Source organism: Methanomassiliicoccus sp. (assembly GCA_033485155.1).
Lineage (GTDB): Archaea > Thermoplasmatota > Thermoplasmata > Methanomassiliicoccales > Methanomassiliicoccaceae > UBA6.
Genome location: JAWQJJ010000009.1, coordinates 56,106 through 81,389, shown reverse-complemented (window position 1 = coordinate 81,389; position 25,284 = coordinate 56,106). Strand labels below are relative to the sequence as shown.

Genomic DNA, 25,284 nt, shown 5'->3' with positions numbered 1-25,284 from the left:
GTGATCTGGCGTGCCGCCATCAAGCTCGCCTACGATGGGCGGTCGTTCATGGGTTCCCAGAGGCAGCCGGGAGAGCGCACGGTGGAGTCGGAGATCATCGCCGGCCTCGTGAGGATCGGGGCCATAGAATCGGTGACCGCATCCCGCTTCCGCATGGCAAGCCGGACCGATCGGGGGGTGAGCGCACTGGGTAACGTGGCGGCATTCGACACTTCATTCTCCCGTCCTGCTATGCTACGAGCCATCAATTCGGCTGTGGAAGATGTCTACGTCTACGGCGTGGCCGAGGTGCCCCCGACCTTCAGCCCCCGACGGGCCAGAGGGCGATGGTACCGCTATATGATGTCGTCCAGGGGCCTGGACGTCGAACGCATGATCGAGTGCGGGGCCGCCCTCCAGGGCCAACACGACTTCCGCCGGTTCTGCAAGCCCGAGGGGCGGTCTACGGTGAAGGTGCTGGAGAGCGTCGCGCTGCGGGAGGTCGACGGCATACTGATCATCGATATCAGGGCCCGGGAATTCCTCCGCAACATGGTGCGCCGAATGGTCGCCGCCCTGTTCAAGGTGGGCGAAGCCAAGGCGACCGTGGCCGAGGTGCGCTCGGCGCTGGGGGGCCGTAACATCACTTTTGGTCTCGCCCCAGCTGAAGGTCTTACTCTAATGGACATCGATTACGGCTTTCCGTTCTCTGTCGAGTGCCCACCCACGATGTCACGGCGGGCTGAGGAGTACCGGTTGGATGCCTTTGCCCGGCTGGACTTCGCCGATTCCCTGCTTCAGCGTTGCCGGGAGTGAGCGCTCCCGGCTCATTCCAGCATCCGGAAGATGACGTTGGCGATGACTTTTCTCTCCTCCGGCTCGGCCACGGCCCACATATCCTTGATAAGCTCTTCCTCCTTGGTGGCAGGGCATACCTTCTCCGCCAGAAAGTCACCTAGGCGCAGGGCCATGTCCTTAATCTCGTCGTCGGAAATGCCCAGCCCTCGCGCCGCGGCGATGGCGTCCTGCAGCGTCTCCCTCCATGTGGTCCAATCCTTGGTGAAGTCCAGGGCGTTTATGCACATGGTCACCTGCTCTTCCTGTTGCTCCGTCTGGGTCTCTCTCATATGCCTTCACCTCATCGGTCGGACGTTGCATACTCCAGGCGTTATCATATATGCTTTTTCCATCGTGTGATGGGGAACGGGCGTCATGGCGAGGAAGGACCGAGCGCGGTTCTTCAGAGGCAGCGGTCCGTGGTAGCGTTCCCCTGAATATTTGGGCCGATAAGGGGGCGCTCCGGAGCCTCCGGCACTGGCCTGATGGTAGGAAACGGACATCCTTCAATTTTTGATATATGAAGGTTATTGTAGCATGCTACAAAACCGTTTTAATATGCGGTAGAAAGCTTCCCGATGACCTGAGATAGGAGGAGGGTCCACGGGGACGAGGGGTCCCGGGGCTTTGCCCCAAACCCCTCAAAATATGGATGTTTTTTTATTCGCGGGGGCTGTTCCTCAGCGTGTGATGATTGCGATCACCGGCACGCCGGGGACGGGGAAGAGCAGCATGGGGGCCATCCTGGCCTCCAGAGGTCGGGAGATCATCGAGCTGGGCGACCTCATCAAGAAGCATGCCCTCCACGATGGCATGGACGAGGAAAGGGGGAGCCTGGAGGTCGACCCCGATTACCTGGCAGAACGCCTTCCCGATCTGCTACCGGATGGCGAGATCGTGCTGATCGGTCACCTCGCCCACCTCGTGGGGGCCGATTTAATCATCGTGCTCCGCTGCAGTCCATCGGTGCTGGAGCGGCGGCTCGAGGCCCGGGGATGGTCGGAGGCTAAGGTCCGGGAGAACATGGAGGCCGAGGCCCTCGACGTCATCCTGGTAGAGGCAGTCGAGTCGGAGCAGGAAACGTTGGAGATTGACACCACTGACATGACCCCGGCTGAGGTCGCCGATGCCGTGGAGGAGATACTGGCGGGGGAAAGGGAGAAGTACGCAGTAGGGAATATCGACTGGAGCCAGGAGGTGCTGGGATGGTACTAGACACAAAGCGGGACCGGGTGGAGTTCATCATTCTGCCGGTGGCACGGGCGATGTCGAGGTTCCACCCCAATACGATCTCTTGGGCGTCCTTCGTTCTGGCCTGGGTCGCCGGAGCGCTCATCTTCTTCAGTCCTCAGGGCGGCACGACCACGGAAATCATCGTCATGCTGGTCCTAGCCTCTCTGGCCGTGCTCGCCAGCGGATTCCTCGATGCCATCGATGGCAAGGTCGCCCGATTGACAGGCCGGGCATCGAGGAGGGGGGACCTTCTGGACCACATATTGGACCGGTACTCTGACGTGGTGATGATCGGTGCGGTGGCGGTATCCGCATGGTGCAACCCGTACATCGGCATGTTGGCCATAATCGGGGTGCTGCTGACAAGCTACATGGGCACGCAGTCTCAGGCGGTGGGGGCCGGGCGGCTGTACGCCGGGCTCCTGGGAAGGGCCGACCGGGTTGTCCTCCTCACCATTGCCCCTCTCCTGCAGGCCCTTTTCGTCTTCCTCCTAGTTGGAGACGTAGGGTTCGGCTCCTCCATGTCCCTCTATCAGCTCTCCTACCTGGAGATCACCGATACGGTGCGCCTCTCCGCCTTCGAGATAGTGATGCTATGGTTCGCCGTGGTCGGCAACATCACCGCGGTCCAGCGGGCGGTCGAGATCTGGAGGAAGGTGACGGACTAGGCCTGCCCCGTGCGTTCTTCGGGGGGAGGTTCTTGATGCGGTAGTACGACAGAGGATGCTTTACGTACTCCTTGGGATGGTTGCACAGCGAGTCCGGCTCGAAACAGATCCCGTAGCTCTTCATGGTCGCACATTCGGGTGGGGTATACTCGGTTCCCGACGTCTCCCCGGTGATATGGTCCACCTGATACTTGGTCTTCGATTGATCAAAATCGGGGGAGGTAGCGTAGAGCGCGAGGATATCATCCGAGGAAAGACCGACATGATGCAGGAAGGCGGTTAGGGCGAACCGTCCCGAGTGCGGAATGTTCTCCCCGGCTTGGGCCATGCCGATGAGGTGCTTCATGCACGGCGGAAAGTTCTCCACGCTGACCTTGCCGAAGTCCTCGGCCTTGAACTGGTCTCGCTTGATGGCGGTGCGGTCCTTAAGCTCCCGCAGGTCCTCCCCCAGCGCGCGGGTGATGCTCTCTGTGACCGGCAAAGGCAGTTCAGACTCGATGCGGTCCTGGAGAGCCTGCTGCATGACCCGGGCGAACTTGACCTGGCTCAGGGTAACATGTCCATCCCGGACCTCGGTGTTCACGAGCTTCCATTCCTTGCTTCGCATGCGCGAGGTAAACCGCAGATAATCGGAGAAGTGCATCCTGACCGCGAGTTCCTCCCTAGCGTCCAGCTCGGTGGAGACCGGTACCCCAAGTTGGTAGGCCACCTCTTCTACCACATCGTTCTCCTCCCTCTCCAGCCGTTCGCACATGGCGACCCCCTCGGCCAGGGCATAGCGTTTCGTCAGGAACTTGTCCCCCACGCTGGACACGAACATCCTGGCCATGGGATAGGAAAGGATCTCCTCCAACTGTTCGGCCTCGGTGCCCATGGGACGGAGACGGATGATGCCGTCCTCCAGGGCATCCATCACCCTGGCCTTGCCCCGTGCCCGGGCCTGGCGGAAGGCCTGATGCTCCAGCAGGTCGTCGAGGGTGACCCCCTGGTCCTTGACATGCTCCGCCGCATCCTTGAGGAACGGGTACTTGGCGAGGTGGAGGCCCTCCATGGTCAAAGTCAGGCCATCCGCGGATAAATAAGTTCCAATCGACGCTTCAGTGGAAGGCAACGAGCTCGAGTAGCTCGTCGGTGACCCGGGGGTCGTCCAGCGCCCTGGCCAGGTCCTCTGGTCCCCGCATCGGTCGGTGGCGGAAGAGCCGAATGGCCCTTTTCCTTCCGACCCCCGGCAGGGCCTCCAGCGCCTTCAGGGAGCAGGAATTGATCCGCAGGGGATGCTCGATCGCGGTGATGCTTCGGAAGCCCCAGCCGATGACCTTGACGTCGACGAACCGGCCCAGTTCCAAGGTATAAGGTACCCCCACCAGCAAGGGGTATGAACCGATCTGGCGACCGAAGGTGGTGTTGCCGTCGTGCAGCTCGGTGAACACCCTGCGCAGGACGCGGCCCCGGGGAACCAGTCTTTCGAGCATGGGGCGATCGATCTCCTCCCTGACGAACTCCTTGAACCGCATGAAGTCCTGGTGGCTTACGGTCGGCGGGAACGGCCGGCGGATGGGGATGACCTGCCGAACGTTGATACGCCGTAGCAGCAATCCCTCCTCCAGGACGGTCCGCAGGAAGGCCCTGTCCCTCGCCAAGCCCTCTTTGGTCTCGCCCTCCAGTCCTATGATGAAGTTCAGACCGGGAAGGAGATGGGGAAGCCCGGTGGGGCCTACCGTACCGCCGACGCGGTTGATCGCTCGGATGGCCTCCATGGCCTGCTCGGCGTTGGCATTCAGATTGTTGGCATCCCTCACCGCCGGGTCGGCGGATTCCAGCCCGAGGGCGAGGACGTTGCCGGGGGTGCAGTTCCGGACCAGGCTCCGCAGGACCGCCGACGACTCCTCGGGGTAGGAGGCGATGACCGCGGGATTGGCGTTGTCCACGTGCAGCACGTCCGGCCTGAGCGAAGACAGGCCAGAGAACAGACGCTCCACCGCCCCGGGGTTTGGCCGGGGAGGGTCCCCGGCGCTCAGGTCGGCTTTATACGAGACGATGCAGGTCTGCGCCCCGAGCCTGAAGTTGACGACCCCCAGCTCCCGCAACTTCCGGCACTCGGCAATGATGTCCTCCTCATCCCGGAACGAGGGGCTCCCCTTCATCGGCTCCACGCAGAATGAGCATCCCCCCGAGGCATAGCGCACGCACCCACGGTAGGTCTCGACCTCGGCCACCATCGGTTGTGGGAAATCGGGATGGCGGAGGACGGTGTCCGCCCCGGCCAGTAGCCAGGAGTTCCATTCCTCCATCGACCTCCATCGCTCGCTCGCGCTTCCTGCGGTGAGCAGGTCATGGACCGAGGCAGCGGGGTCCCGGTTCGCGAGGTGATCGAACTTCCCGGCGTAGCTAGGGTCCAGGGCGGCCGGGCCGCCCAACGCCCTGATCCCCGGCAGCCGCTCGGCGAGGGTTACGATTTCCCTGCCCGATGCGGGCATGGCCCTGAGATACTTGCCCGGGACGGCGGAACCGGCCAGGACCAGACTCACCGCGGCGTGGGGCAGGGCGACGCCCTGGCGTACCTGATCGATGGTAACATACTCCGCCTCCGCTCCGGCCGCGCGCGCAGCGCCCACCGCGGCCCTGACCTGTGGAGATATGTATGGCGGTACTCCCAGGCAGGCAGGCTCGTCAACGTACCCGTCGATAATGAGCGCCCGGAGGACCCTGGTCATGGATGATGGAATGGACCGGGCGTATATCTACCATAGCTCTTGACCATCCTGCCTAGCGGCTTGGTGATATCCCGATTGCTGCCCTGTCCGATGACACCAGTGGCTAGAGGCCTTCCATGTCTTCATGCGGCCATCGTTCTCATCATCGAGTAGCGCACCAGAGCCGATGCTCAATCTTCTGGTGGACGAACATCAGTAGGCATGGAACCAACCAGGTTTGATGCTAGCGGCCATCGCTATGATGCGAAGATGAAGGGGAAGCCCCTGAGAATTGTGCCTAGACACGCGTTTGAATCTGTGGGATTGCACCAACCTTGGCAGATGAGGATGGAGAGTGTGGCTTCCCCTTCGAAACGAGCTGCCTCATGCAAGTTTAAATCAATTTCGCAATGAGATCTCATCGTCCAGAGCGACCTGTTTCACATGTAATCGTGAAAGATTACGTCCGGCCCACAGACGCCTCAGCTGGAATAAGGGGCGGGCCGGACGACCCCTGCATGGGAGTTATCATGGGGAAGCATCATCCATGCAGTGATCGGACCCATTTCAAGGTGCAACATCACATAAATTTTGTGAACGATGCCTCTATGGATTTCAAAGGGGTGAGTGGTCGAAGGCTCGAACGTTACTCACATGTGTAGTCGATGCTGATAGAATCTTATAATCCAGAAAATACCAGAATTATTATTTTAACACAATCATTTACTGTTTTGGTGGAAAGTTGGCAATTAGCTTCCAGTATTCGCATGAATTTAAAGGGAAGAGAGCGAACGAGGTCTTCGACAAGATCATGGTTTGGCTGACCAAAGAGGATGCCAAGAAGGTCGTTGGTACCGAGCCGACACGCATAGAGGCCATCCATGGCTCCCACAGGACCGTGAAAGGTTGGAAAAGAAATGCCAAGAAGGAGCTAACCTTCGACTTATCCCAATCATCGAACGGAGTGGTGGTATCCGTAAACGCGTCCCCGGTCATGATTAACAGTTCGGACCTCGCTCAGATGGCCGAAGATGCGCGATTGAACTGGGGCATGCTCCTCGAGGAATGCTGGGGCTTTGTAGAAGGGAAGACAATCACCGAGAATGGGGAACGCTTGAAGTTAGAGAAGGCCGACCTCGTAGCCAAGAACCGCGAGGAGGGCAAGAGAATGTTCCTGTACGGTTCTATGGGCGTTGTGATCGTATTTGCCGCAATCTTTACTATCGTCGGGGTAGCGCACATCCCTTTGCCCAGCGTGGTTTTCATTATTCCGGGGACAATGTGCGCAATGACCGCGCTCTGGGGTGCCACTAAGATGAGATCGAAATGAGATAAGCTCAGCCTGACAACGCAAATTGTCAGCCTTCCGATGGACGAAGGACAGTTCGTCACCCACTCGTTTCTTCATGGATAGTTGAGATGATGACAGCGATCTGTATTTTTATCCATACAATAATTATAAGCTGGATGAGGCCGTTTCCTGGCTGGGGATATAGGAGAGAAACAAATGGAGAACAATCCACCACCCATAGCGCAAGCTCCGATACCGTACTCGCAAATACCGCCCGTGCCACCACCTAGGAAGTCGAACAAGACGATCATCGTCGCAGTGATCATCATCGTCGCAGTGCTGGTCGTTGCTGCGGTGGCTATGACGGTGATGAATGCATCAGCCAATGTCAAGAGCACTTCCCAGGAAATGGTGCTCAAGCAATCCGATTTCCCATCAGGGTGGCGTACATCCGGGACAACCTTAGAATTGCCAGATCATCCAGGGGTCGATTGGGCCTACTCTGTGTTCAATAACTCGATCACCAGGGGGGCGACCGAATCGTTTGCCGAGGTCTCCTGCCAGATACTGACCTACAACTCCGTCGCCAGCGCCAAGGCGGACTATTCGAACATGATCCAGAACGAATCATTCCAGCCGGTTACCGAGGTAAGCGGTCACTTCGATCAGTGCCACCTGAAGGCCATCTCGGTCTCCACTGTGGTGATGAAGGAATATGTGTTCCAGAAAAAGAACGTCTGCGGAGTGATCGTCTTCTCTTATGTTGGGGGCTATCAAATAGACCAGGCATGGATAGATCAGATGCTGGATCTACAGGAAAGCAGGATCGTATAGGTCCATGCGCTAAACCACTTCCATTCTTTTTTCAAGGTACCGTGCTTGACGGTCCGCGCTCAACACAGCTGTAAATCGAAATAATGGATGGTCGGTAACAAGAGAAAAAAGAAGAATCGCTCCCTTTCGGTCGACACGGCTGGACATTCCCCCCTCGCCCCATGGCTCCTACAACGACAGATCATCGAGACCATATCTCTTGACTAATGGTCAAGGATATGGCCTCTCAACTCAACCTCCACGCTTGCAGGGGCCCATTCCCAGAACGACTCTATCTCTGTTCTTCACTTCGAACGCTGCTGCGAATCCTTCAGTCGTTGGACCATGGTCATACTTAATTCCGCTGAGCTTACCGAACGGTGCGGAGATAGGGACAGTCCAGGCCGGGCTGCCCAGGTGCACAGGCGGGCAGGGAAAAGCATCCGACGCATAACGTCTGTAAATCACAAGAATGATGAATAATTCGTCATCTCACTACGAAGGTCGCAGCGCGACGGCCTAGAGCGAACGGGAACGCGTCGGCATAGGAACAAATCCACCGAACAGTTTAAGAACGAAATCGAGGATTTCGAGCAGGTCCGGGCCCTGCTAGATTCTATCAAGCCCGGTGGAGCGAGTTCCCAATGACGATGGACAAGAAGACCGAGGAAGAACTGTTGAAAAAGGCGTACGAGCCGGCCAGGCTGGCCATGAAGTACCACCCCTTCTACGAGGGAAAGATCGAGATCACCGCCAAGTGCCCGGTCCGTAACTTCCAAGACTTCGCCATATGGTACACCCCTGGTGTCGCGGAGCCGTGCAAGGACATCAAGAAGAACCCCGAGAAGGTTTACGAGCACACCAGCAAGGGCAACATGGTAGCGGTCGTTTCCGACGGCACCAGGGTTCTTGGGCTCGGGGATATCGGCCCGGAGGCTGGCTTGCCGGTCATGGAAGGGAAGGCCTTGTTGTTCAAGTACTTGGGCGGCGTGGATGCCGTCCCTATTTGCCTCGCCACCAAGGATACCGAAGAGATCATCAAGACCGTCAAGTACCTCGCCCCGTCCTTCGGAGGCATAAACCTCGAGGACATCGAGAACCCCAAGTGCTTCGAGATCCTGGACCGCCTCCGGGCGGAGATGGACATCCCCGTATGGCATGATGACCAGCAGGGTACCGCGACCATCGTGACCGCAGGGGCCATCAACGCCCACAAGGTTGTGGGTAAGAAGATCAGCGAATCCAAGGTCGCCATGGTCGGCGCTGGCGCTGCCAACATCGCTATCTCCAGAGTTATGGTCGCTGCAGGCTTCAACATCAAGAACATCGTCATGTGCGACAGCAAGGGCACCCTGCACAAGGGGCGCGAAGACATTAAGAAGACTCATGCCGAGAAGTGGTTCATGTGCACCCACTCCAACGCCGAGAACGTGGTCGGAAGCATCGAGGATGCAATGAAGGGCGCCGACATCGTGGTCGCCGCGTCCCGGCCCGGGCCCGGTGTGATCAAGAAGGAGTGGGTCAGGGGCATGGCCAGTGACGCCATAGTCTTCGCCACCGCCAACCCCATACCGGAGATCTGGCCCTGGGAGGCTAAGGAGGCGGGGGCCCGTATCGTGGCCACCGGCCGGAGCGACTTCCCCAACCAGGTCAACAACTCCCTGGGCTTCCCGGGCATCTTCCGCGGGGCGCTGGACGTAAGGGCGCGAACAATTACCGACGATATGTGCATCGCGGCCGCCCTGGAGATCGCCAAGACTGCCGAGGACAGGGGCCTGAGCGAGGAATACATCGTGCCCACCATGGACGACTGGGAAGTGTTCCCCCGGGAAGCCGTGGCAGTGGCCATGAAGGCTATCGAGACCGGAGTGGCCAGGGTCAAGTTGAGCCGCGACGAGCTGTGGAAGCGGGCCGAGGGTACCATCAAGAGGGCCAGGAGCGAGACCAAGCTGCTGATGGACGAGGACTACATCCGCGCCCCTCCCGAGTAAAACCCTTTCCGTTACCCTTTTTCTATGGTGGCATCATGAGATATTCCGAAGCGACCAGGGGCAGAGTCTTCATCATCCGGCTGGAGCAGGGAGAGGTGGTGCACGAGGTCCTCGAGCGGTTCGCTTCGGAGCATGATGTCCGGGCCGCCGCGGTGCTCATGGTCGGTGCGGCGGACTGCGGCAGCAGCATCGTTTGCGGTCCCAAGGAGGCTAACGCCCGGCCGGTGGAGCCCCTGAGGCATGCGCTCCCCGGCGTCAGTGAGATGGCCGGCGTGGGTACCCTTTTTCCTGATGAGAACGACCGCCCGATGCTCCACGTGCACGCGGCATTCGGTCGGGACGGAAAAGCCTCGGCCGGCTGCGTTCGCAGCGGGGTAGTAGTCTGGCAGGTGCTCGAGGTGATAATGTTCGAGCTTGTCGGTTCCAACGCCCGTAAGGTGAGGGACCCCTCCACTGGCTTCGAGTTACTCGAGCCTTGAGGCTCGGTGCAGATACAAGATAAAATTAGGGCCGGCGCGGATGCGCCGAAGTGGTTTCAGACCAGGGTGATAGTGGTGTTCTCGACGCTCTGGACCTGGGGGATCGACCTGAGGGCCTCCTCCAGTTTCTCGATGATGCCCGAGGTATCGTCCATGATGGCGGTGACCTCGATGATCTTGAGACCGAAGGCGAAGGGCTTGATGCTCACGCTGTTGATGCCTACCCCGTCCGGGAGGACCGACGGCATGGCCTTGACGATGTCCTCGGGGTTGACCTCAGGACTCTCAGGAACGACGTTGTACACGGCGGCGACCTTTCCCATGGTACGCACCTAAGGTCCGGTGAACCCGCACTTGGTGCAGGTGTAGGTTACGCTCTGGTCCCTGCACTTAGGGCAGCGGCCGATCTCCACCACGCCGCACTCGGGGCACTTGAAGAACGTCATACCGTCGTTCTTGCCCAGCCTGACACCGCATGAGCTGCAAATCTTCTCTGATTCCATAGTGATCACCGAAATTTGAGCCGATAGAGTTTTGTCTTGGTATATAAGACCGCCGTTAATCTCAGAACCAACCCCGATACCTGAACAGGAAGACCATGACCAGAGCGACCACCGCCATCAATGCCAGCACTCCAGGGTAACCAAAGGGAGAGCTCAACTCGGGCATGTATTGGAAGTTCATTCCGTACAGGCCAACGATGAAGGTCAGGGGAGCGAACACCACCGAGATGAGAGTCAGCACCTTGACGATATTGTTGAGCTGATTGCTCACGTTGCTCTGGTAGATATCCAGGGTCTCGGCGAGCATATCGCGGTGGGTGTCCACGGTATCCATAAGCTCGATGGTATGATCGTAAGCATCCCGGTAGTAAGGGGCGGTGTAGTCGTCGACCAGGTCCGACTGCCCCTTCACCAGGACGTTGATGGCCTCTCGGAGCGGCCAGATGGCCTTGCGTACCTTAATCAGCACCCTCCGCAGGTGCTGGACCTCGGTCAATGAGCGGGTCCCGGTGTCCGTCAGAACCCTATCCTGGGCGTCCTCTATCATGTCTCCCAGGTCCTCGGAGATGGCGAAGTAGTCGTCGATGACCGCATCGATGATGTCGTAGAGCAGGTAATCGGCGCCCATGCTCCGGACCTGGTTGTGCTCATTGCCCAGGGCTTCCATGGTCCGTGAGAAGCGGTGCTTCTCCGGCACGATGGTCACCAGGAACCCCCTTCCCAGCAGGTTGATAGCCTGCCCCTCGGTCACCTCCCCGTTCTCCAGCTTGAGCAGCCGCCAGGTGATCAGGATATGCTCCTCGAAATCCACTAGTTTGGGGCGGGCAGGAAGGTGTTCGGCGATCTCTTCGATCACCACGGGATGAAGATGGAGGCGCTCCCTGAGCACCTCTAGGTCCTCCTCGCCGAGCTTGCCCCTCACGATGATCCAGGTGACCTTGCGCAGCCCGATACGGTCCAAGGCCTGGCCGATGCCGCTGACCTCCTCACGGACGACCGCCGTACTGTCGTAGGCCATAACGGTAATGGTCGTCCCGCCGGTCCCGGACATCGAGATGATAATGCATGAGGGGTGATTTCAACTTCGTGTGCGGTGGAGTCCTCAGCGACAGCGGGAGGAGGAAGCCGCACCGGATGTGTGATCTTCTGCGGCCAAGCTGCGATGCCAATAAAAATGTCAGACTGGGGCAGAAGTCCCGGCAAGCTTGAACGAATAAAATCACAGGTATCGTTCGTCTCCTAAGCCGCGTTAATGCGAGCGTGCTGACTCGACGCAGCGACGAATAGGGGCAACGGTACATGGCCCGCCGTCATCCGGCCTGTGGTCGTCCGTTCTGCCGAGGCGTCGGCAGGAAGTAGGAACGGTAAGCTCCTCCTGTCAGGGAGAGGTCACTGACCGGTCCCTGAGACGAGCCCGGAGGACGACCTCCTCATGCCGGTCGTCGGTCCTGATCTCGCGCACCATTAGCTCCCGGCCCTCGATATCCATGATGTTCATGGCCGGCCGGGAGCGCCCCTTCAGGCGGCGGGAGGTGGAGGTGGCCGCGGTGATGAAGAAGCATCCGTCCAGGTTCCACACCCACGCCAGGTGTTTGTGGCCCGATAGCACGATGTCCACCCCAGCCTCCTTGCAGATGCCCAGCAGGTCTCCGGCGTCGGTGGGGATCTGTCTCTCTCGCCCCGTCCCGGGGATCGGGATCAGGTGATGGTGTAGCGCCACTATGCGCACTCCCCGGCCGGACAGGTGGTTGCGGATATCGTCGTAGTGCTCCCTCCCCACATGCCCGTCGTCAACGTCCGGTTCGGTGGAGTCCAGGCCGACCACGGTCACCTCTTCCCCGTGGTAAAGGGGAAAGCGGGGGCCGATGATCTCCTCGAAGATGGTGTAGCCGAGGTTCCGGGCGTCATGGTTGCCAGGCACGATCAACCGGTCTTTCACTTCCAGGCGGTCCAGGAACCGCTTGGCCGCCTCGTACTCGGCGACATAGCCGTCGGTGGTCAGGTCCCCGGTCACCACCAGCAGGTCCGGTCCCTCCTGCTGGATCGTCCGAGCGACATTGTCCGCGTATTCCTGAACGAACAGGGAGGAGGAGAAATGCAGGTCCGAAATGTGTGCGATCTTCATCATCACCACGATGCCCGGGGGGCGAGATAAAGTTCGCTCCGTCCGAGTCATTTTTACCGCCATACCACATGCCTGAGATGTGAACGGCGAGGAAGAAAGCGTTTCGAAGGTCATGGACGAGCTGAGGGCTAGGTCAAACGAGGCTTCCCGGGCGGGCATGGCCCGCTACGGCATCGATACCACCGCCGCCCTCGGTGGGTCATCGGTACCCCAAATGAGGGCCATGGCCCGGCGCCTGGGAAAGAACCATGCGGTCGCCGCGGCGCTGTGGTCCACCGGGGTCCACGAGGCAAGAATACTGGCAACGATGGTCGACGAGCCGACCACGGTCACCGAGGAGCAGATGGAGGCGTGGGCCCTGGAATTCCGCTCCTGGGACCTGTGCGACCAATGCTGCACCAACCTGTTCGTGGCAACGCCCTACGCGTGGCCCAAGGCGGTCGAGTGGCCCCGCCGCCCGGAGGAGTTCGTCAGGCGCGCCGGTTTCGTGCTCATGGCCGTTCTGGCGGTTCACGACAAGAAGGCCCCCGATGCCCGGTTCCTGGACCTCCTGCCGGTTATCGAGAATGGGGCGGACGACGACCGCAACTTTGTGCGCAAGGCGGTCAACTGGGCTCTCCGACAGATTGGAAAGCGGGATATGGAGCTCAACCGGGCGGCGGTGGAGTGCGCTCTTAGGATCGCTGGCCGCGAAAGCAAGGCGGCACGGTGGATTGCCGCCGACGCGCTCCGGGAGCTGAGGGACGATGTGGTGCAGGCCCGCCTGCAGGCGCGGGAGATCAAAAAACACGGCAAGCCCTAAGTTTTCAATATCGTACGTCTATTAGGGGAGCGGCCGACCGAGGCGGTAGACCTCGAAAACCGCTGTTGTTCCAGCTCTGGCCCCACCCTCTTGATAACCTTTAAATAATTAGAGTCTTTACATGGGGTTCTGCAATGCCTATTAGCTTGCAATGGGCCCGTAGCTCAGCTAGGTAGGACGGTGGCGGGGAAGCTCATCACCATCCCTAGAAAGAGCATCTGGCTTTTAACCAGGTGGTCCGGGGTTCGAAAGGCGCACGGCCTTCCCGTGCGCTCCGAAAATCCCCGCGGGCCCGCCCTGGAAATATAGGAGAGGAACGATGGAAGGTGTAACGTTCGGGAAGCCAGCGCGGCGGTCTTTTATAACCCTGACTCTTAGTCAAAACCAATTTCCAGCAACAACGGGCGAGGTGAACTAGGTGGTAGAGTCGGATTTACACGTTTTGGAGCACGATCTCGTGCCAGAGCATTCCCTGCTCTCGGAGCAGGAGGCCGAGAAGGTCTTGGCCAATTTGAAAATAACTAGGGACCAGTTGCCGAAGATCCGGAGGGACGATTCTTGTATCCGGCTCTTAGAGCGCATCGAGGGACCTATCAACCCCGGCAGGATAATCCAAATCAGACGGAAGAGCGATACCGCCGAGGAGTTCATAGTATACCGCCTTGTGATCAGCAAGGAGCTCAAGGGGTGAGAACGAATTGCGTGATTTGATTGAACTGTATTTCAAGGACCGGTCCATCGTAAATCATCACATCTCCAGTTTCAACGATTTCCTGTCCACGATGGACAACCCCAACAGCCGCATGCAGAAGATAGTAGACAACCTGAGGGTGTCGGCGGATGATACCAGCAGGGGGATAATAAAACTCGAAGAGGACCGTACTGACGGCCGCAAGGTCGAGATTCGGGTAGGTCGCCGCCGGGACGAGAAGACCGGCAACATAGACCCGCAGTACAGCCGGCCCACCATTCGCATCCTCAACCCGGTGGTCCGGGAGGCGAACGGAGCAACGCACAAGCTCACTCCCATGGAGGCGAGGCTGCGTAATCTGAACTATCTCGCTCCCATCGAGCTGGAGTTCACTATCATCGAGGACGGCATCGAGAAGGAGCCGGAGAAGGTGCACATCGGCGATCTGCCCATCATGCTCCGGTCCAAGCGGTGCAACCTCTACAAGGAGAACATGGAGGAGGAGCGGGAGCTCACCGACAGCGAGTACCGCGAGAAGCTCATCGAGGCTGCCGAGGACCCCGCGGACCCCGGTGGATACTTCATCATCGGCGGCACCGAGAGGGTGCTGATATCCCTAGAGGACCTGGCCCCCAACCGGGTCATGGTTGAGTACAACGAGCGTTACGGCACCCAGCTCGAGGTGGCCAAGGTCTTCTCTCAGAAGGAAGGGTACAGAGCCCTCACCCTGGTGGAGAAGAAGAAGGACGGCATCCTTATGGTCACCGTCCCGGCGGCCTCCGGTCAAATTCCCTTGGTCATCCTGATGAAGGCCCTGGGAATGGAGAACGACAAGGAGATCTACGACGCCATCGTCAGCGTGCCGGACATGGCCAACATCGTGTACGCCAACATCGAGGAGTGCCACGATAAGAAGCTGTACCCTCCAAACGGTGTGTTCACCACCGAGGACGCGTTGAACTATCTGGAGCGCAAGTTCGCCACCGGACAGGCTCGCGAGTACAGGGAGAAGAAGGTCGAGTCCATCATCGACCGTTCCCTGCTGCCTCACCTTGGAGACACCAAGGAGGACCGCATTAAGAAGGCCTACTTCCTGGGCCGTATCGCTCGCTCCGTGCTGGAGCTGAGCATCGGGATGCGGAAGGAGGACGACAAGGACCACTACGCGAACAAGCGCTTGAAGCTGTCCGGGGACCTCATGGAGGACCTGTTCCGGGTGGCCTTCACCAATCTGATGAAGGACCTCAAGTACCAATTGGAGCGCTCCTTTGCCCGGAAGAAGGACCTTCGCATCGGGTCGGCCATCCGTCCCGACCTGTTGACGCACCGCCTATTGCACGCCCTTGCCACCGGTAACTGGGTCGGCGGGAGGGCAGGCGTGTCGCAACTTCTGGACCGGACGTCCAACATGAGCACCCTGTCTCACCTGAGGAGGGTAACCTCATCCCTCACCAGGTCCCAGCCTCACTTCGAGGCCCGTGACCTGCACCCCACACAATGGGGTCGCCTGTGCCCCAATGAGACCCCTGAAGGTCAGAACTGCGGTCTGGTCAAGAACGCCGCTCTGATCATCGACGTGTCCGAAGGGTTCCGCGAGGAGGACGTACAGTGGCTCCTGCGCGACCGCGGCGTGGTCGAGGTGAAGGCCGGGGAAGCCATCACCGGAGCCAAGGTCTATGTCAACGGGGACCTCGTGGGCTACATTGAGAACCCCCGCGTGCTTGTGTCGGAGATCCGCGCCGGAAGGCGCCAAGGACTGTTGTCCAACGAGATCAACATCCGCTACGATGAGGAGATGGGCGAGGTCATCATCAACTGTGACGAGGGCCGCCTGAGGCGCCCTCTGCTGGTCATCCAAGAAGGACGGCCGGTCATCACCCGCAAGCATCTCGAGGATATCCGCGAGGGCAAGGTCAAGTGGGCCGACCTGTTGCGCGAGGGGGTCATGGAATGGATCGACGCCGAGGAGGAGGAAGACTCCCTGGTGGCGGTGGAACCCTTCGAGCCGCCGGCAAGGTGCACCAACTGCGGCCGCGCCCTGTCACCCACCGATGTCGACTGGATGAACCCTGGAGTGGACACCAAGGACGCCACCGTCAAGTGCAAGCACTGCGGCGGGGACATGAAGGTACCGTTGCTCATCACCTCCGAGAACACCCATATGGAGGTCGATCCCATGGTCATCCTGGGCGTGGCCGCCGGCGTGGTGCCATACCCCGAGCACGACTCGTCTCCGCGTGTCACCATGGGCTCGGGTATGGCCAAGCAGTCGCTGGGCCTGAGCTGCACCAACTACCGCAAGCGTCCCGATACCAGAGGCCATGTGCTCCACTATCCGCAGAAACCGATGGTGCAGACCAAGCCCATGGATTTCGTGGCCTTCAATGACCGCCCGGCCGGACAGAACTTCGTGGTCGCGGTCATCTCTTATCACGGGTACAACATGGAGGATGCGCTCATCCTGAACCGCGCGTCCATCGAGCGGGGTCTCGGCCGGTCATCCTTCCTCAGGACCTATCGGGCCGAGGAGCGCCGGTACCCCGGAGGGCAGGAGGACCATTTCGAGATCCCCTCCCCCGATGTCCGTGGTGCCCGTACCGACCTCTCCTACGCCAACCTGGGCGAGGACGGCCTGATCTCCCCGGAGACGCTGGTCTCCGGCGGCGATGTGCTGGTCGGCAAGACCTCTCCGCCCAGGTTCCTGGAGGAGGAGACGGACTTCCTCACCCCGCAGAAGCGGAGGGAGACCTCTATTACCATCCGGCCGGGAGAGAGCGGCTGGGTCGACTCGGTCATGCTCACCGAGTCGGAGAACGGCTCCCGCCTGGTCAAGGTCAAGGTGAGGGACGAGCGGGTCCCCGAGCTGGGTGACAAGTTCGCGTCCCGGCACGGGCAGAAGGGAGTCATCGGCCTGATCGTGCCGCAGGAGGACGTGCCGTTCACCTGCGATGGTGTGACCCCCGACCTTGTGATCAACCCCCACGCCATTCCGTCGCGTATGACCGTCGCCCACGTCCTAGAAATGATCGGCGGCAAGGTAGGAGCGATGGAGGCGCGTTCGATCGACGGTACCGCCTTCTCCGGTGAGAAGGAGCAGGCCCTGCGTGAGGCGCTGGGCCGCGCTGGCTTCAATACCACCGGCAAGGAGGTCATGTACGACGGTCGGACCGGGAAGAAGATCGAGGCCGAGATATTCACCGGCGTTATCTACTACCAGAAACTGCACCACATGGTGTCCGGAAAGATGCACGTGCGTTCCCGCGGCCCGGTGCAGATACTAACCAGACAGCCGACCGAGGGCCGTTCCAGGCAGGGCGGTCTGAGGTTCGGTGAGATGGAGAGGGACTGCCTCATCGGGCACGGGGCGGCCATGGTCATCAAGGATCGTTTGCTGGACGAGTCGGACGGCACCTTCCTTTATGTATGCGGAAATCCCGCCTGCGGGCACATCGCCATGATGGACCGCCGGGGGGCCATCCGCTGCCCGGTATGTGGCAACAACACGAACGTGCACCTCGTCCAGACGAGCTATGCGTTCAAGCTGTTGCTCGATGAGCTGCTGTCACTTGGCGTCGTCATGCGCCTTCAGCTGGAGGACCTAAGATGATGCGAGGCGTTTCAAAGAGGATCGGTTCGATCAAGTTCTCGACACTGTCGCCCGACGAGATCAGGAAGATGTCCGCCACCAAGGTCATCACCGCGGATACCTACGACGATGACGGCTTCCCGATCGACATGGGCCTCATGGATCCCCACCTGGGGGTCATTGAGCCGGGTCTGCGCTGCAAGACCTGCGGTAACAAGGTGGACGAGTGCCCCGGGCACTTCGGCCATATCGACCTGGCCATGCCGGTCATCCATGTAGGCCTGGTCAAGGAGATCAAGAAGCTTTTGCAGTCAACCTGCAAGACCTGCGGGCACCTCCTCATGACCAAGGAGGAGGCACAGCGCAAGGCCCAAGAGTGGGCGGACATGGACGACCTGGGCGGCGATGCCATCGACTACCGCCTGTTGGCCAAGGGAACGGCCAAGGACGCGTCCAAGAACACCATTTGCCCCTATTGCGGTCAGGAGCAGGGCAAGATCACCCTGGACAAGCCGACGACCTTCCGCGAGGATGGCCACAAGCTCACCCCCAAGGAGGTCAGGGAGCGCCTGGAGCGCATACCAGACGAGGACCTCCCTCCGTTGGGCATCGATCCCAACTCCTGCCGCCCTGAATGGATGGTACTGACCGCCCTGGCCGTACCGCCGGTAACGGTCCGTCCGTCCATCACCCTGGAGTCCGGGGACCGGTCCGAGGATGACCTGACCCACAAGCTCGTGGATGTCCTGAGGATCAATCAGAGGCTTCGGGAGAACCGTGACGCCGGCGCCCCCCAGCTGATCGTCGAGGATCTCTGGGAGCTGCTGCAGTACCACGTCACCACCTACTTCGACAACCAGACCTCGGGCATCCCCCCGGCCAGACATCGTTCCGGCCGGCCGCTCAAGACCCTGGTGCAGAGGCTGAAGGGCAAGGAAGGCCGCTTCCGTTCCAACCTGTCCGGTAAGCGTGTCAACTTCTCCGCCCGTACCGTCATCTCGCCCGACCCCTCTCTCTCGATCAATGAGGTCGGAGTGCCCGAGGAGGCCGCCCGTGAGCTCACCGTTCCGGTACACGTCACCCGGTCCAACCTTGAGTTCCTGAGGTCCATGGTTAAGGGTGGCTCCAACCCTCCAAGGATTGACGGCAAGTACCTGCCCGGTGTCAACTACGTCATTCGTTCCGACGGCCGCAGGATGAAGGTCACCGACCGCAATGCAGAATCGATCGCCGAGGGTCTGGAGGTCGGATACGTGGTCGAGCGGCACCTCATGGACAAGGACGTCGTCCTGTTCAACCGGCAGCCGTCCCTGCACCGCATGTCCATGATGGCTCACACCGTGCGGGTCATGCCCTGGAAGACCTTCCGCTTCAATCTGTGCGTCTGCCCGCCGTACAACGCCGACTTCGATGGCGATGAGATGAACCTGCATGTATTGCAGAGCGACGAGGCCCGGGCGGAGGCAATGATCCTGATGAGGGTGCAGGAGCACATCCTGTCCCCGAGGTTCGGAGGCCCGGTCATTGGCGCCATCCACGACCACATCACCGGGACCTTCTTGCTCACCCACATGGACCCCCGCTATGACAAGCAGGAGACCATCAGCATCCTCGCCAACATCAGGCACGACGATCTACCCAAGCCTATCATGGAGGATGGCAAGGAACGATGGACTGGACACCAGCTGTTCTCCCTTGTCCTTCCCGAGGACTTCCACATAACCTTCAAGGCCTCGATCTGCCGGAACTGCGCGGTGTGCAAGAAGGAGGATTGCGATCTGGACGCCTACGTCAAGATCCGCAAGGGGAAGCTGCTCACCGGCACTATCGATGAGAAGGCCATCGGTTCTTTCAAGGGCAAGATCCTCGACAAGATCACCCGCGACTACGGCGCGGACGCGTCCCGGGAGTTCCTGGACAACGTCACCAAGCTGGCCATCGGGGCGATCATGGTGCGCGGCTTCACCACCGGCATAGACGACGAGGACATCCCCGAGGAAGCGACCAGGCAGATCAACGAGGTGCTGACGGACGCCGTGCGAAAGGTATCGGAGTTCGTCCAAGCTTACCGCGAAGGCATCCTCGAGCAGCTGCCCGGACGTTCCCTCGATGAGACGCTGGAAGTGGAGGTCATGAAGGTCCTGGGACGCGCCAGGGACGAGGCCGGTCAGATCGCCGGCCGCCACCTGGGTATGGAGAACTCCGCGGTCATCATGGCCCGTTCGGGGGCCAGGGGTTCCATGCTTAACCTGTCCCAGATGGCCGGTTGCATCGGCCAGCAAGCGGTCCGTGGGGAGCGTTTGTCCAGGGGCTACTGGAACAGGACCCTTCCGCACTTCAAGAAGGGCGACCTGGGAGCGGAGGCCAAGGGGTTCGTGCAGAACTCCTACAAGAGCGGGCTCACCCCGACGGAGTTCTTCTTCCACTCTATGGGTGGACGTGAGGGTCTGGTCGATACCGCCGTTCGAACGTCCCGGTCGGGTTATATGCAGCGCCGGCTGATCAGCGCGCTGGAGGACCTCAAGCTGAAGCAGGACGGTACCGTCCGCAACACTGCGGACATCATAGTCCAGCTCCGGTACGGCGAGGACGGCGTGGACCCCTGCCGCAGCGTGCAGGGGGACGCGGTGGACGTGGACGACATTCTGTCCGAGGTTCTTGGCGACGACGCCGAGGCTCTGGCCCGCCTCGAGGAGAAGAAGCTGGCCGGCTACGCTACCATCGAGAAGGATCTCATGGAGACCATCGAGGAGGAAGAGGCCGAGGAGCCGGAATATGACGCCGGTGGGGGCGGAGGTGAGGACTGATGGCCCGTAAGGATACGTTCAACGCATTGCAGAAGAGGGGGATTGACGCGGCGGTCGCCGATAAGCTCCTCCAGGGGTACACCAGCATCACCGACATCGCTTCGGCGAGCTCCGCGGACCTGCTGTCCCTCGGTCTTACCGAGGAGCAGACGGCGACCGTGCTCAGCAAGCTGGGCAAGGCTAAGAAGGACTCCGGAAGCAAGAAAGCGGTCAAGAAGGAGGCCGTCGTCGAGCCGGTCAGGAAGGTCGAGTTCCAGCGGGTGATCAAGGCCAAGCCGGTCACCGCGTACGAGACCAAGCTGAACGGCATGCTGCAGGAGCTCGGTCTGGAGCTCCCGCGGAGGGTCGTGGTCACCCTTGGCGAGCGGCTGGAAGGCACCAACATTTCCGACGCCAAGATCAAGGAGATCCTGACCCGGTCGTCCCAGAAGTTCGAGCTTCACAAGATGGACGCCAACGAGTCGGCCGGTATCCTGGCCGCCCAGTCCATCGGCGAGCCCGGTACTCAGATGACCATGCGTACCTTCCACTACGCCGGTGTCGCTGAAATCAACGTTACTCTGGGGCTGCCGCGTCTCATCGAGATTGTGGACGCCCGCCGGGTGCCGTCGACCCCGATGATGACCGTCTACATCCAACCGGAGTACCGGGAGAACGTTGACGAGGTCCGAAGGGTCGCCTCGCGCATTGAGAAGACCACTCTGTTGGACATCGCCGACATCGAGACGGACATCGTCAACATGAAAGTAATAGTTCATCCCGACATGTCCAAGCTGGACCAGAAGGGCATCACTCTGGAGCAGATCGTGGAGCGGCTGAACAAGGACCGGCGCCTGCGCGGCCAGGTCGCGTTGGTCGCCGACGAGGAGGATCCTGCCCGTAGGCAGGTAGTAGTCTCCTCGGAGGAGGCCAGCTTCAAGAAGCTGCAGGGCATCGTGCAGGCCACCAGGGACTCGGTCATCCAAGGCTTGGATGGTATCGAGAGAGCTATCCTGAGGAAGCAGCCTAATGGCGAGTACGTCATCTACACCGCGGGGTCCAACCTCCGCGACGTCCTAGCCGAGGACAAGGTCGACCGCAAGCGGACGACCACCAACTCGATTCAAGAGATCTATGACGTGCTCGGGGTGGAGGCGGCCCGGAACTCCATCATCAACGAGGCGTCGAGGACCCTGGAAGAACAGGGCCTTACGGTCGACATCCGGCACATCATGCTCGTGGCCGACCTAATGACCAACGACGGCGACGTCAAGGCCATTGGCCGGCATGGGATCTCCGGCAGGAAATCGAGTGTGCTCGCAAGGGCCGCGTTCGAGATTACTGCCACCCACCTGCTCCATGCCGCTCTCACCGGAGAGACGGACGATCTGGACGGAGTGGCGGAGAACATCATAGTGGGGCAACCAGTCACCCTGGGGACAGGTGCTGTCAACCTGGTGTACGAGCCCAAGAAGAGGCCCAAGGAGGCAATCGAATGATAGATTTGGGAAGAGCGATTAAGGCCGCTGCGACCACCGGCAAGGTGGTCTACGGCGTGCAGCAGGCAGAGAAGGCGGTGAACAGCGGGGCGGCCAAGATGGTCATCTACGCTGACAACTGCCCGAGTGAGTTCCTCAGATCTGGAAACCACAGCATCAAGGTTGTCAAGTTTGAGGGTACCAACATGGAGCTAGGGGCTCTATGCGGGAAGCCGTTCTCGGTGTCCGCTCTGGCGGTCATCGACAAGGGTACCTCGAACATCCTTTCGTTGTGATCCTATGCCGGCTGAGATAACTTTCACCGAGGACACCCTGAGGTACATCAACCTCTTCGAGGCGGTTACCAAGACCAGGGTCAAAGACTGCATGGAGACCGAGGAAAAGCTCGTTTTCGTCGTCGAACCGGGCCAGGCCAACCGGGCCGTAGGCAAGGCCGGCGAGAACGTTATCCGCCTCAAGAACCAGACCGGCAAGAACATCCAGGTCATCGAGTACTCCGATGAACCGGAGAAGTTCATCCGGAACGTGTTCTACAACTACAACGTGCAGAACGTGGTCATCGAGAACCGGGGCAACGTCGTTCACGCGACGGTGACGGTGGATCCGAAGGTCAAGGGGCGCGCCATAGGCAAGAACGGGCGCAACCTCAAGATCGCTCGGGACATCGTGAACCGGCACCACAACGTCCAGAGCATCAGCGTGGCTTGAGCGGTTCCCGCTCCACTTCCAGCCTATCGGCGGTGGGGTACTCCTCCACCAGGAAGGACTCGTAGGGAAGCTCGGGGAAAAGCTCTTCGAGCACCCACGGGGCCACCTCAACCCTTTTCTTTTCCTCATCTTTTCTGAACAGTTCCTCGGGCACCTCATATTGGCGCAGGAGAGCGATGATCCCATCCATGGACCCTTCGACCACTCCCTTCAGCAGGGTGCCTTCCTCGGTGATGACGTCGGAAGGGAGCGCTACCCGCACCGCCCGGCGCTTGATCCTCTTCCGCAGTTGCACGGAGTCCTTGAAGCTCGAAGAGCAGTAGTGAACCGGCACCTTCCTGGCCGCGGCCACAGCCTTGAGGGCGGCCTCCTCGCTCCCCTTGACCGCCGCGGATACCTCATCCTTGACCTCCATGCCTCGATCCATCAGTCGATCCCAGTTGCCCTCGGAGAACTCCAGTTCGTTAAGATTGACGAAGTCCAACCTCGCTTCCGCAGCGTAGGCAATGAGGGCGCTCAACCCCTTCTCTTCTCCCGGGAGGGCTGGCACCTCGAGGCCGACCTTCATCCCCGACGACCGCTTGAACGCGGCGAGGCCGGTGCCCGCCATCGATGACCACATCTCCGCCGGGGGATGCAAGCGCAGCTCGTCCAGCCCCGCCTCCTCCAGACGGCGGAAGGCGTTGAGGTCCAGGGACGAAGTATATAGATGGATGTGATGTCTCGGCCCGAACTCCTGTTTGAGCATCTTGATGAGGTGCACCGTCCGCTCCAGGCAGGCGACCGGATCGCCCCCGGTCACCCCGGTGCCCTGAGCACCGATCGACCTCGCTTCCTCCAGGATTTCGTCGTCCGAAGCGACCCGGCGCTCGTTGGCATAGATAACATCCTTTCCCCTCTTCTCCAAGGACAGCGGGCAGTAGAAGCACCCAGTGGTGCATTGGCCGGAGACGAGGAGCACCATCTTGGTCCCCTGCCGGCATAGCACGCACCCGCGAGGCAAGCGGCCGGTGTACGCCGAGCCCGCCTCCATCGATTGCACCTTCATCGACCATTTGAGGCGCAGACGGCTAATAAACCTTTACTCGACGGGGGCCGGTCAGATCTGGTGGCTACTGTCGCATGCAAATGTTATATAGAAGCGGCTCGAAAATTAGTATGGGAGGAAGTTATGTCGATAAGGGTGGTTGAACCGGAGGTCTCCTTCGATATGGAGGGGGCGAGGGTCGAGCTGCAGGGATACGAGAGAGCGATTGATCGGCCTGCGAGCGAGATGATAATCGTCCCCAACGACCTGCCGACCAGGTGGACGGAGGTGCCGATCAAGCCCTCGGAGCGGCTCCGCGAGGAGAAAGTCGACTATGCCGTTTCGAGGTTCGCCCTCATGGACGGGCGGAAGGAATCGGGAAAACTTTCCTTCGAGGCCATGGTGTACCGCAACCAGAGGGCGGCCGTGGAGGTGCTGGTGAAGATGCTGGGAAAGATGACCAGCCTCCAGCTGACCCGGGTCGACCTCGGCACCGCGGGGGCCATGATGGAGGTCGTGGGCAAGGCAGGACGGAAGATGAAGGCCGTTGCCTTCGTCGAACGCAACGTGTTCGGCCTGATCATGCTGTCCTGCGATACGGAGAGCGGCGTCTCCGATGCCTGGCTCCTGAGCATGGGTCGGCTCATGATCTCCCGCATGCACTGAGCACATCTATAATGGGGCACAACCTTCACCCCTGCGGTGCATGGCATGAGGACGGATAACCGCATAATCTTGGCGCTGGACGAGACCGATGAAGTGAAGGCCCTGAAGGTGGCCGAAGAGGTCAAGGACCTGGTGGACGCCATCAAGATCAACTGGCCGCTGGTGTTGTCGACGTCCCCGGAGATGATCACCCGCCTCGCCCGCCTCGCCCCGGTCATCTGCGATTTCAAGGTCGCGGATATACCGAACACCGACCGCCTCATTGTTGAGCAGGTCCGACGCCGGGGTGCCTCCGGGGTCATCGTCCACGCCTTCACCGGTACCGATTCGCTGAGGGCTGCGGTGGAGGCTGCCGGTAACCTCGACGTGTTCGTGGTCACCGAGATGTCCCATCCCGGGGGGCAGGAGTTCACCGCCCCGCTGGCCGAGAGGTTCGCGGCCATGGCCGTGGAGGCCGGGGCGGCAGGGGTCATCGCCCCCGCTACCCGCCCCGAGCGAATCGCCAAGGTACGCTCTATCGTAGGTGACCTTCTGATACTCTCCCCGGGAGTGGGGGCACAGGGGGGAAGCGCCTCGGACGCCATCTCGATGGGGGCCGACCATGTCATCGTGGGGAGGTCAATCTACGGTGCCGCCGACCCCCGGGAAGCCGCCGGCCGGATTGTCGAAGAGGTTCGCAAGGTCCCCCGACGCCGCTGATCGTCAGCTCTGCCTCATTTGCGGTATGCCGTAAACTTGTATCTCGGTGCGATCCAACGGGAGGCGGCACGACGTCCTGGGCCCTCTTTCGTCATGAGGGCGTTCCATCGCCCGACCCGGGCATGATGGCTTTCGAGCACGGAAGCAATATTCTCATCGCCGATCAGGTGGCGCGGGAGCAAGCATTCAAGGTTGTGCCAGCACGGCT

General features: G+C 60.4%; 24 protein-coding genes and 1 tRNA gene. 17 read left to right on the top strand and 8 right to left on the bottom strand.

Annotated features, from left to right (window positions below):
- Entirely contained in the window at positions 1-795 is a 795-nt protein-coding gene (truA, locus tag SA339_12440; protein ID MDW5564021.1) for a tRNA pseudouridine(38-40) synthase TruA, read from the top strand.
- 11 nt (positions 796-806) lie between these two features.
- Here the strand turns inward: truA and SA339_12435 are convergent, their stop codons facing one another.
- Entirely contained in the window at positions 807-1,106 is a 300-nt protein-coding gene (locus SA339_12435) for a DUF3243 family protein (GenBank protein ID MDW5564020.1), read from the bottom strand.
- A 400-nt stretch (positions 1,107-1,506) separates the two neighbouring features.
- On the opposite strand from SA339_12435, the gene SA339_12430 reads away from it, so the two are divergent.
- Both SA339_12430 and SA339_12425 read left to right on the top strand, forming a co-directional pair.
- A complete protein-coding gene (locus SA339_12430; protein MDW5564019.1) occupies positions 1,507-2,031 on the top strand; it encodes an adenylate kinase family protein in 525 nt (174 codons plus the stop codon).
- A complete protein-coding gene (locus tag SA339_12425) occupies positions 2,022-2,717 on the top strand; it encodes a CDP-alcohol phosphatidyltransferase family protein (GenBank protein ID MDW5564018.1) in 696 nt (231 codons plus the stop codon). The genes SA339_12430 and SA339_12425 overlap by 10 nt, the downstream gene beginning before the upstream one ends.
- Here SA339_12425 and SA339_12420 read toward each other — a convergent pair.
- Together SA339_12420 and SA339_12415 are read right to left on the bottom strand one after the other, a co-directional pair.
- Positions 2,668-3,768: a DNA primase large subunit PriL gene (locus SA339_12420; protein ID MDW5564017.1), complete on the bottom strand. Its 1,101-nt coding sequence runs from the start codon at positions 3,766-3,768 to the stop codon at positions 2,668-2,670. The genes SA339_12425 and SA339_12420 overlap by 50 nt on opposite strands.
- 46 nt (positions 3,769-3,814) lie before the next feature.
- Positions 3,815-5,431 carry a radical SAM protein gene (locus SA339_12415; protein MDW5564016.1) on the bottom strand — a complete coding sequence of 539 codons (1,617 nt, stop codon included), beginning with the start codon at positions 5,429-5,431 and terminating at the stop codon, positions 3,815-3,817.
- A gap of 721 nt (positions 5,432-6,152) precedes the next feature.
- Between SA339_12415 and SA339_12410 the strand changes: the two genes are divergently transcribed.
- The 4 genes from SA339_12410 to SA339_12395 all read left to right on the top strand — a co-directional run bounded on the left by SA339_12410 (position 6,153) and on the right by SA339_12395 (position 9,984).
- On the top strand, positions 6,153-6,740 hold the full coding sequence (locus SA339_12410; protein ID MDW5564015.1) for a hypothetical protein: 588 nt from the start codon (positions 6,153-6,155) through the stop codon (positions 6,738-6,740).
- A 237-nt stretch (positions 6,741-6,977) separates the two neighbouring features.
- Positions 6,978-7,535, top strand: coding sequence for a hypothetical protein (locus SA339_12405; GenBank protein MDW5564014.1), 558 nt, complete (start codon positions 6,978-6,980; stop codon positions 7,533-7,535).
- A gap of 629 nt (positions 7,536-8,164) precedes the next feature.
- A complete protein-coding gene (locus SA339_12400; protein MDW5564013.1) occupies positions 8,165-9,505 on the top strand; it encodes an NADP-dependent malic enzyme in 1,341 nt (446 codons plus the stop codon).
- A 35-nt stretch (positions 9,506-9,540) separates the two neighbouring features.
- Positions 9,541-9,984: a DNA-binding protein gene (locus SA339_12395; protein MDW5564012.1), complete on the top strand. Its 444-nt coding sequence runs from the start codon at positions 9,541-9,543 to the stop codon at positions 9,982-9,984.
- A gap of 56 nt (positions 9,985-10,040) precedes the next feature.
- Here SA339_12395 and SA339_12390 read toward each other — a convergent pair whose 3' ends face one another.
- The 4 genes from SA339_12390 to SA339_12375 all read right to left on the bottom strand — a co-directional run bounded on the left by SA339_12390 (position 10,041) and on the right by SA339_12375 (position 12,612).
- Positions 10,041-10,307, bottom strand: a complete 267-nt coding sequence (locus SA339_12390; GenBank protein ID MDW5564011.1) for an elongation factor 1-beta — start codon at positions 10,305-10,307, stop codon at positions 10,041-10,043.
- Between the two features lie 9 nt (positions 10,308-10,316).
- The gene (locus tag SA339_12385; protein ID MDW5564010.1) at positions 10,317-10,487 is read right to left on the bottom strand and encodes a zinc finger domain-containing protein; all 171 of its coding nucleotides are present in this window, start codon (positions 10,485-10,487) and stop codon (positions 10,317-10,319) included.
- 61 nt (positions 10,488-10,548) lie between these two features.
- Positions 10,549-11,538, bottom strand: coding sequence for a magnesium/cobalt transporter CorA (gene corA / locus SA339_12380; GenBank protein ID MDW5564009.1), 990 nt, complete (start codon positions 11,536-11,538; stop codon positions 10,549-10,551).
- A 327-nt stretch (positions 11,539-11,865) separates the two neighbouring features.
- Positions 11,866-12,612, bottom strand: a complete 747-nt coding sequence (locus tag SA339_12375; protein ID MDW5564008.1) for a metallophosphoesterase family protein — start codon at positions 12,610-12,612, stop codon at positions 11,866-11,868.
- Positions 12,613-12,691: 79 nt separating this feature from the next.
- On the opposite strand from SA339_12375, the gene SA339_12370 reads away from it, so the two are divergent.
- From SA339_12370 to SA339_12335, 8 genes are all read left to right on the top strand, one after another.
- Positions 12,692-13,414, top strand: a complete 723-nt coding sequence (locus SA339_12370) for a DNA alkylation repair protein (protein MDW5564007.1) — start codon at positions 12,692-12,694, stop codon at positions 13,412-13,414.
- Between the two features lie 153 nt (positions 13,415-13,567).
- Positions 13,568-13,709: transfer RNA gene (locus tag SA339_12365), tRNA-Lys, on the top strand.
- 123 nt (positions 13,710-13,832) lie between these two features.
- A complete protein-coding gene (locus tag SA339_12360; GenBank protein MDW5564006.1) occupies positions 13,833-14,105 on the top strand; it encodes a DNA-directed RNA polymerase subunit H in 273 nt (90 codons plus the stop codon).
- 7 nt (positions 14,106-14,112) lie between these two features.
- Positions 14,113-17,712, top strand: a complete 3,600-nt coding sequence (locus tag SA339_12355; GenBank protein ID MDW5564005.1) for a DNA-directed RNA polymerase subunit B — start codon at positions 14,113-14,115, stop codon at positions 17,710-17,712.
- Complete coding sequence (locus SA339_12350) at positions 17,709-20,498, top strand: DNA-directed RNA polymerase subunit A' (protein MDW5564004.1); 2,790 nt, start codon at positions 17,709-17,711, stop codon at positions 20,496-20,498. Before SA339_12355 ends, SA339_12350 begins: the two co-directional genes overlap by 4 nt.
- Entirely contained in the window at positions 20,498-21,976 is a 1,479-nt protein-coding gene (rpoA2, locus tag SA339_12345) for a DNA-directed RNA polymerase subunit A'' (protein ID MDW5564003.1), read from the top strand. Before SA339_12350 ends, rpoA2 begins: the two co-directional genes overlap by 1 nt.
- Entirely contained in the window at positions 21,973-22,251 is a 279-nt protein-coding gene (locus SA339_12340; GenBank protein MDW5564002.1) for a 50S ribosomal protein L30e, read from the top strand. The genes rpoA2 and SA339_12340 overlap by 4 nt, the downstream gene beginning before the upstream one ends.
- 4 nt (positions 22,252-22,255) lie before the next feature.
- Complete coding sequence (locus SA339_12335; GenBank protein ID MDW5564001.1) at positions 22,256-22,684, top strand: NusA-like transcription termination signal-binding factor; 429 nt, start codon at positions 22,256-22,258, stop codon at positions 22,682-22,684.
- On the opposite strand, the gene SA339_12330 is transcribed toward SA339_12335, so the two are convergent.
- Positions 22,671-23,732, bottom strand: coding sequence for a 4Fe-4S cluster-binding domain-containing protein (locus SA339_12330; protein MDW5564000.1), 1,062 nt, complete (start codon positions 23,730-23,732; stop codon positions 22,671-22,673). The genes SA339_12335 and SA339_12330 overlap by 14 nt on opposite strands.
- 123 nt (positions 23,733-23,855) lie before the next feature.
- Between SA339_12330 and SA339_12325 the strand changes: the two genes are divergently transcribed.
- Positions 23,856-24,377 (top strand): hypothetical protein, encoded by a 522-nt coding sequence (locus SA339_12325; protein ID MDW5563999.1) that lies wholly within the window; start codon positions 23,856-23,858, stop codon positions 24,375-24,377.
- Between the two features lie 45 nt (positions 24,378-24,422).
- Positions 24,423-25,076 (top strand): orotidine-5'-phosphate decarboxylase, encoded by a 654-nt coding sequence (gene pyrF, locus SA339_12320; GenBank protein ID MDW5563998.1) that lies wholly within the window; start codon positions 24,423-24,425, stop codon positions 25,074-25,076.
- Positions 25,077-25,284: the final 208 nt, after the last annotated feature.

Bases quoted from the DNA above. Each gene is read 5' to 3' on its own strand.
- SA339_12335 (MDW5564001.1), top strand. From the start codon at position 22,256: ATGCCGGCTGAGATAACTTTCACCGAGGACACCCTGAGGTACATCAAC.
- SA339_12400 (MDW5564013.1), top strand. From the start codon at position 8,165: ATGGACAAGAAGACCGAGGAAGAACTGTTGAAAAAGGCGTACGAGCCG.
- corA (MDW5564009.1), bottom strand. From the start codon at position 11,538: ATGTCCGGGACCGGCGGGACGACCATTACCGTTATGGCCTACGACAGT.
- SA339_12395 (MDW5564012.1), top strand. From the start codon at position 9,541: ATGAGATATTCCGAAGCGACCAGGGGCAGAGTCTTCATCATCCGGCTG.
- SA339_12435 (MDW5564020.1), bottom strand. From the start codon at position 1,106: ATGAGAGAGACCCAGACGGAGCAACAGGAAGAGCAGGTGACCATGTGC.
- SA339_12430 (MDW5564019.1), top strand. From the start codon at position 1,507: ATGATTGCGATCACCGGCACGCCGGGGACGGGGAAGAGCAGCATGGGG.
- SA339_12390 (MDW5564011.1), bottom strand. From the start codon at position 10,307: ATGGGAAAGGTCGCCGCCGTGTACAACGTCGTTCCTGAGAGTCCTGAG.
- SA339_12415 (MDW5564016.1), bottom strand. From the start codon at position 5,431: ATGACCAGGGTCCTCCGGGCGCTCATTATCGACGGGTACGTTGACGAG.
- SA339_12420 (MDW5564017.1), bottom strand. From the start codon at position 3,768: ATGGAGGGCCTCCACCTCGCCAAGTACCCGTTCCTCAAGGATGCGGCG.
- SA339_12385 (MDW5564010.1), bottom strand. From the start codon at position 10,487: ATGGAATCAGAGAAGATTTGCAGCTCATGCGGTGTCAGGCTGGGCAAG.
- SA339_12325 (MDW5563999.1), top strand. From the start codon at position 23,856: ATGTCGATAAGGGTGGTTGAACCGGAGGTCTCCTTCGATATGGAGGGG.
- SA339_12350 (MDW5564004.1), top strand. From the start codon at position 17,709: ATGATGCGAGGCGTTTCAAAGAGGATCGGTTCGATCAAGTTCTCGACA.
- rpoA2 (MDW5564003.1), top strand. From the start codon at position 20,498: ATGGCCCGTAAGGATACGTTCAACGCATTGCAGAAGAGGGGGATTGAC.
- SA339_12340 (MDW5564002.1), top strand. From the start codon at position 21,973: ATGATAGATTTGGGAAGAGCGATTAAGGCCGCTGCGACCACCGGCAAG.
- SA339_12375 (MDW5564008.1), bottom strand. From the start codon at position 12,612: ATGAAGATCGCACACATTTCGGACCTGCATTTCTCCTCCTCCCTGTTC.
- SA339_12425 (MDW5564018.1), top strand. From the start codon at position 2,022: ATGGTACTAGACACAAAGCGGGACCGGGTGGAGTTCATCATTCTGCCG.
- pyrF (MDW5563998.1), top strand. From the start codon at position 24,423: ATGAGGACGGATAACCGCATAATCTTGGCGCTGGACGAGACCGATGAA.
- SA339_12330 (MDW5564000.1), bottom strand. From the start codon at position 23,732: ATGAAGGTGCAATCGATGGAGGCGGGCTCGGCGTACACCGGCCGCTTG.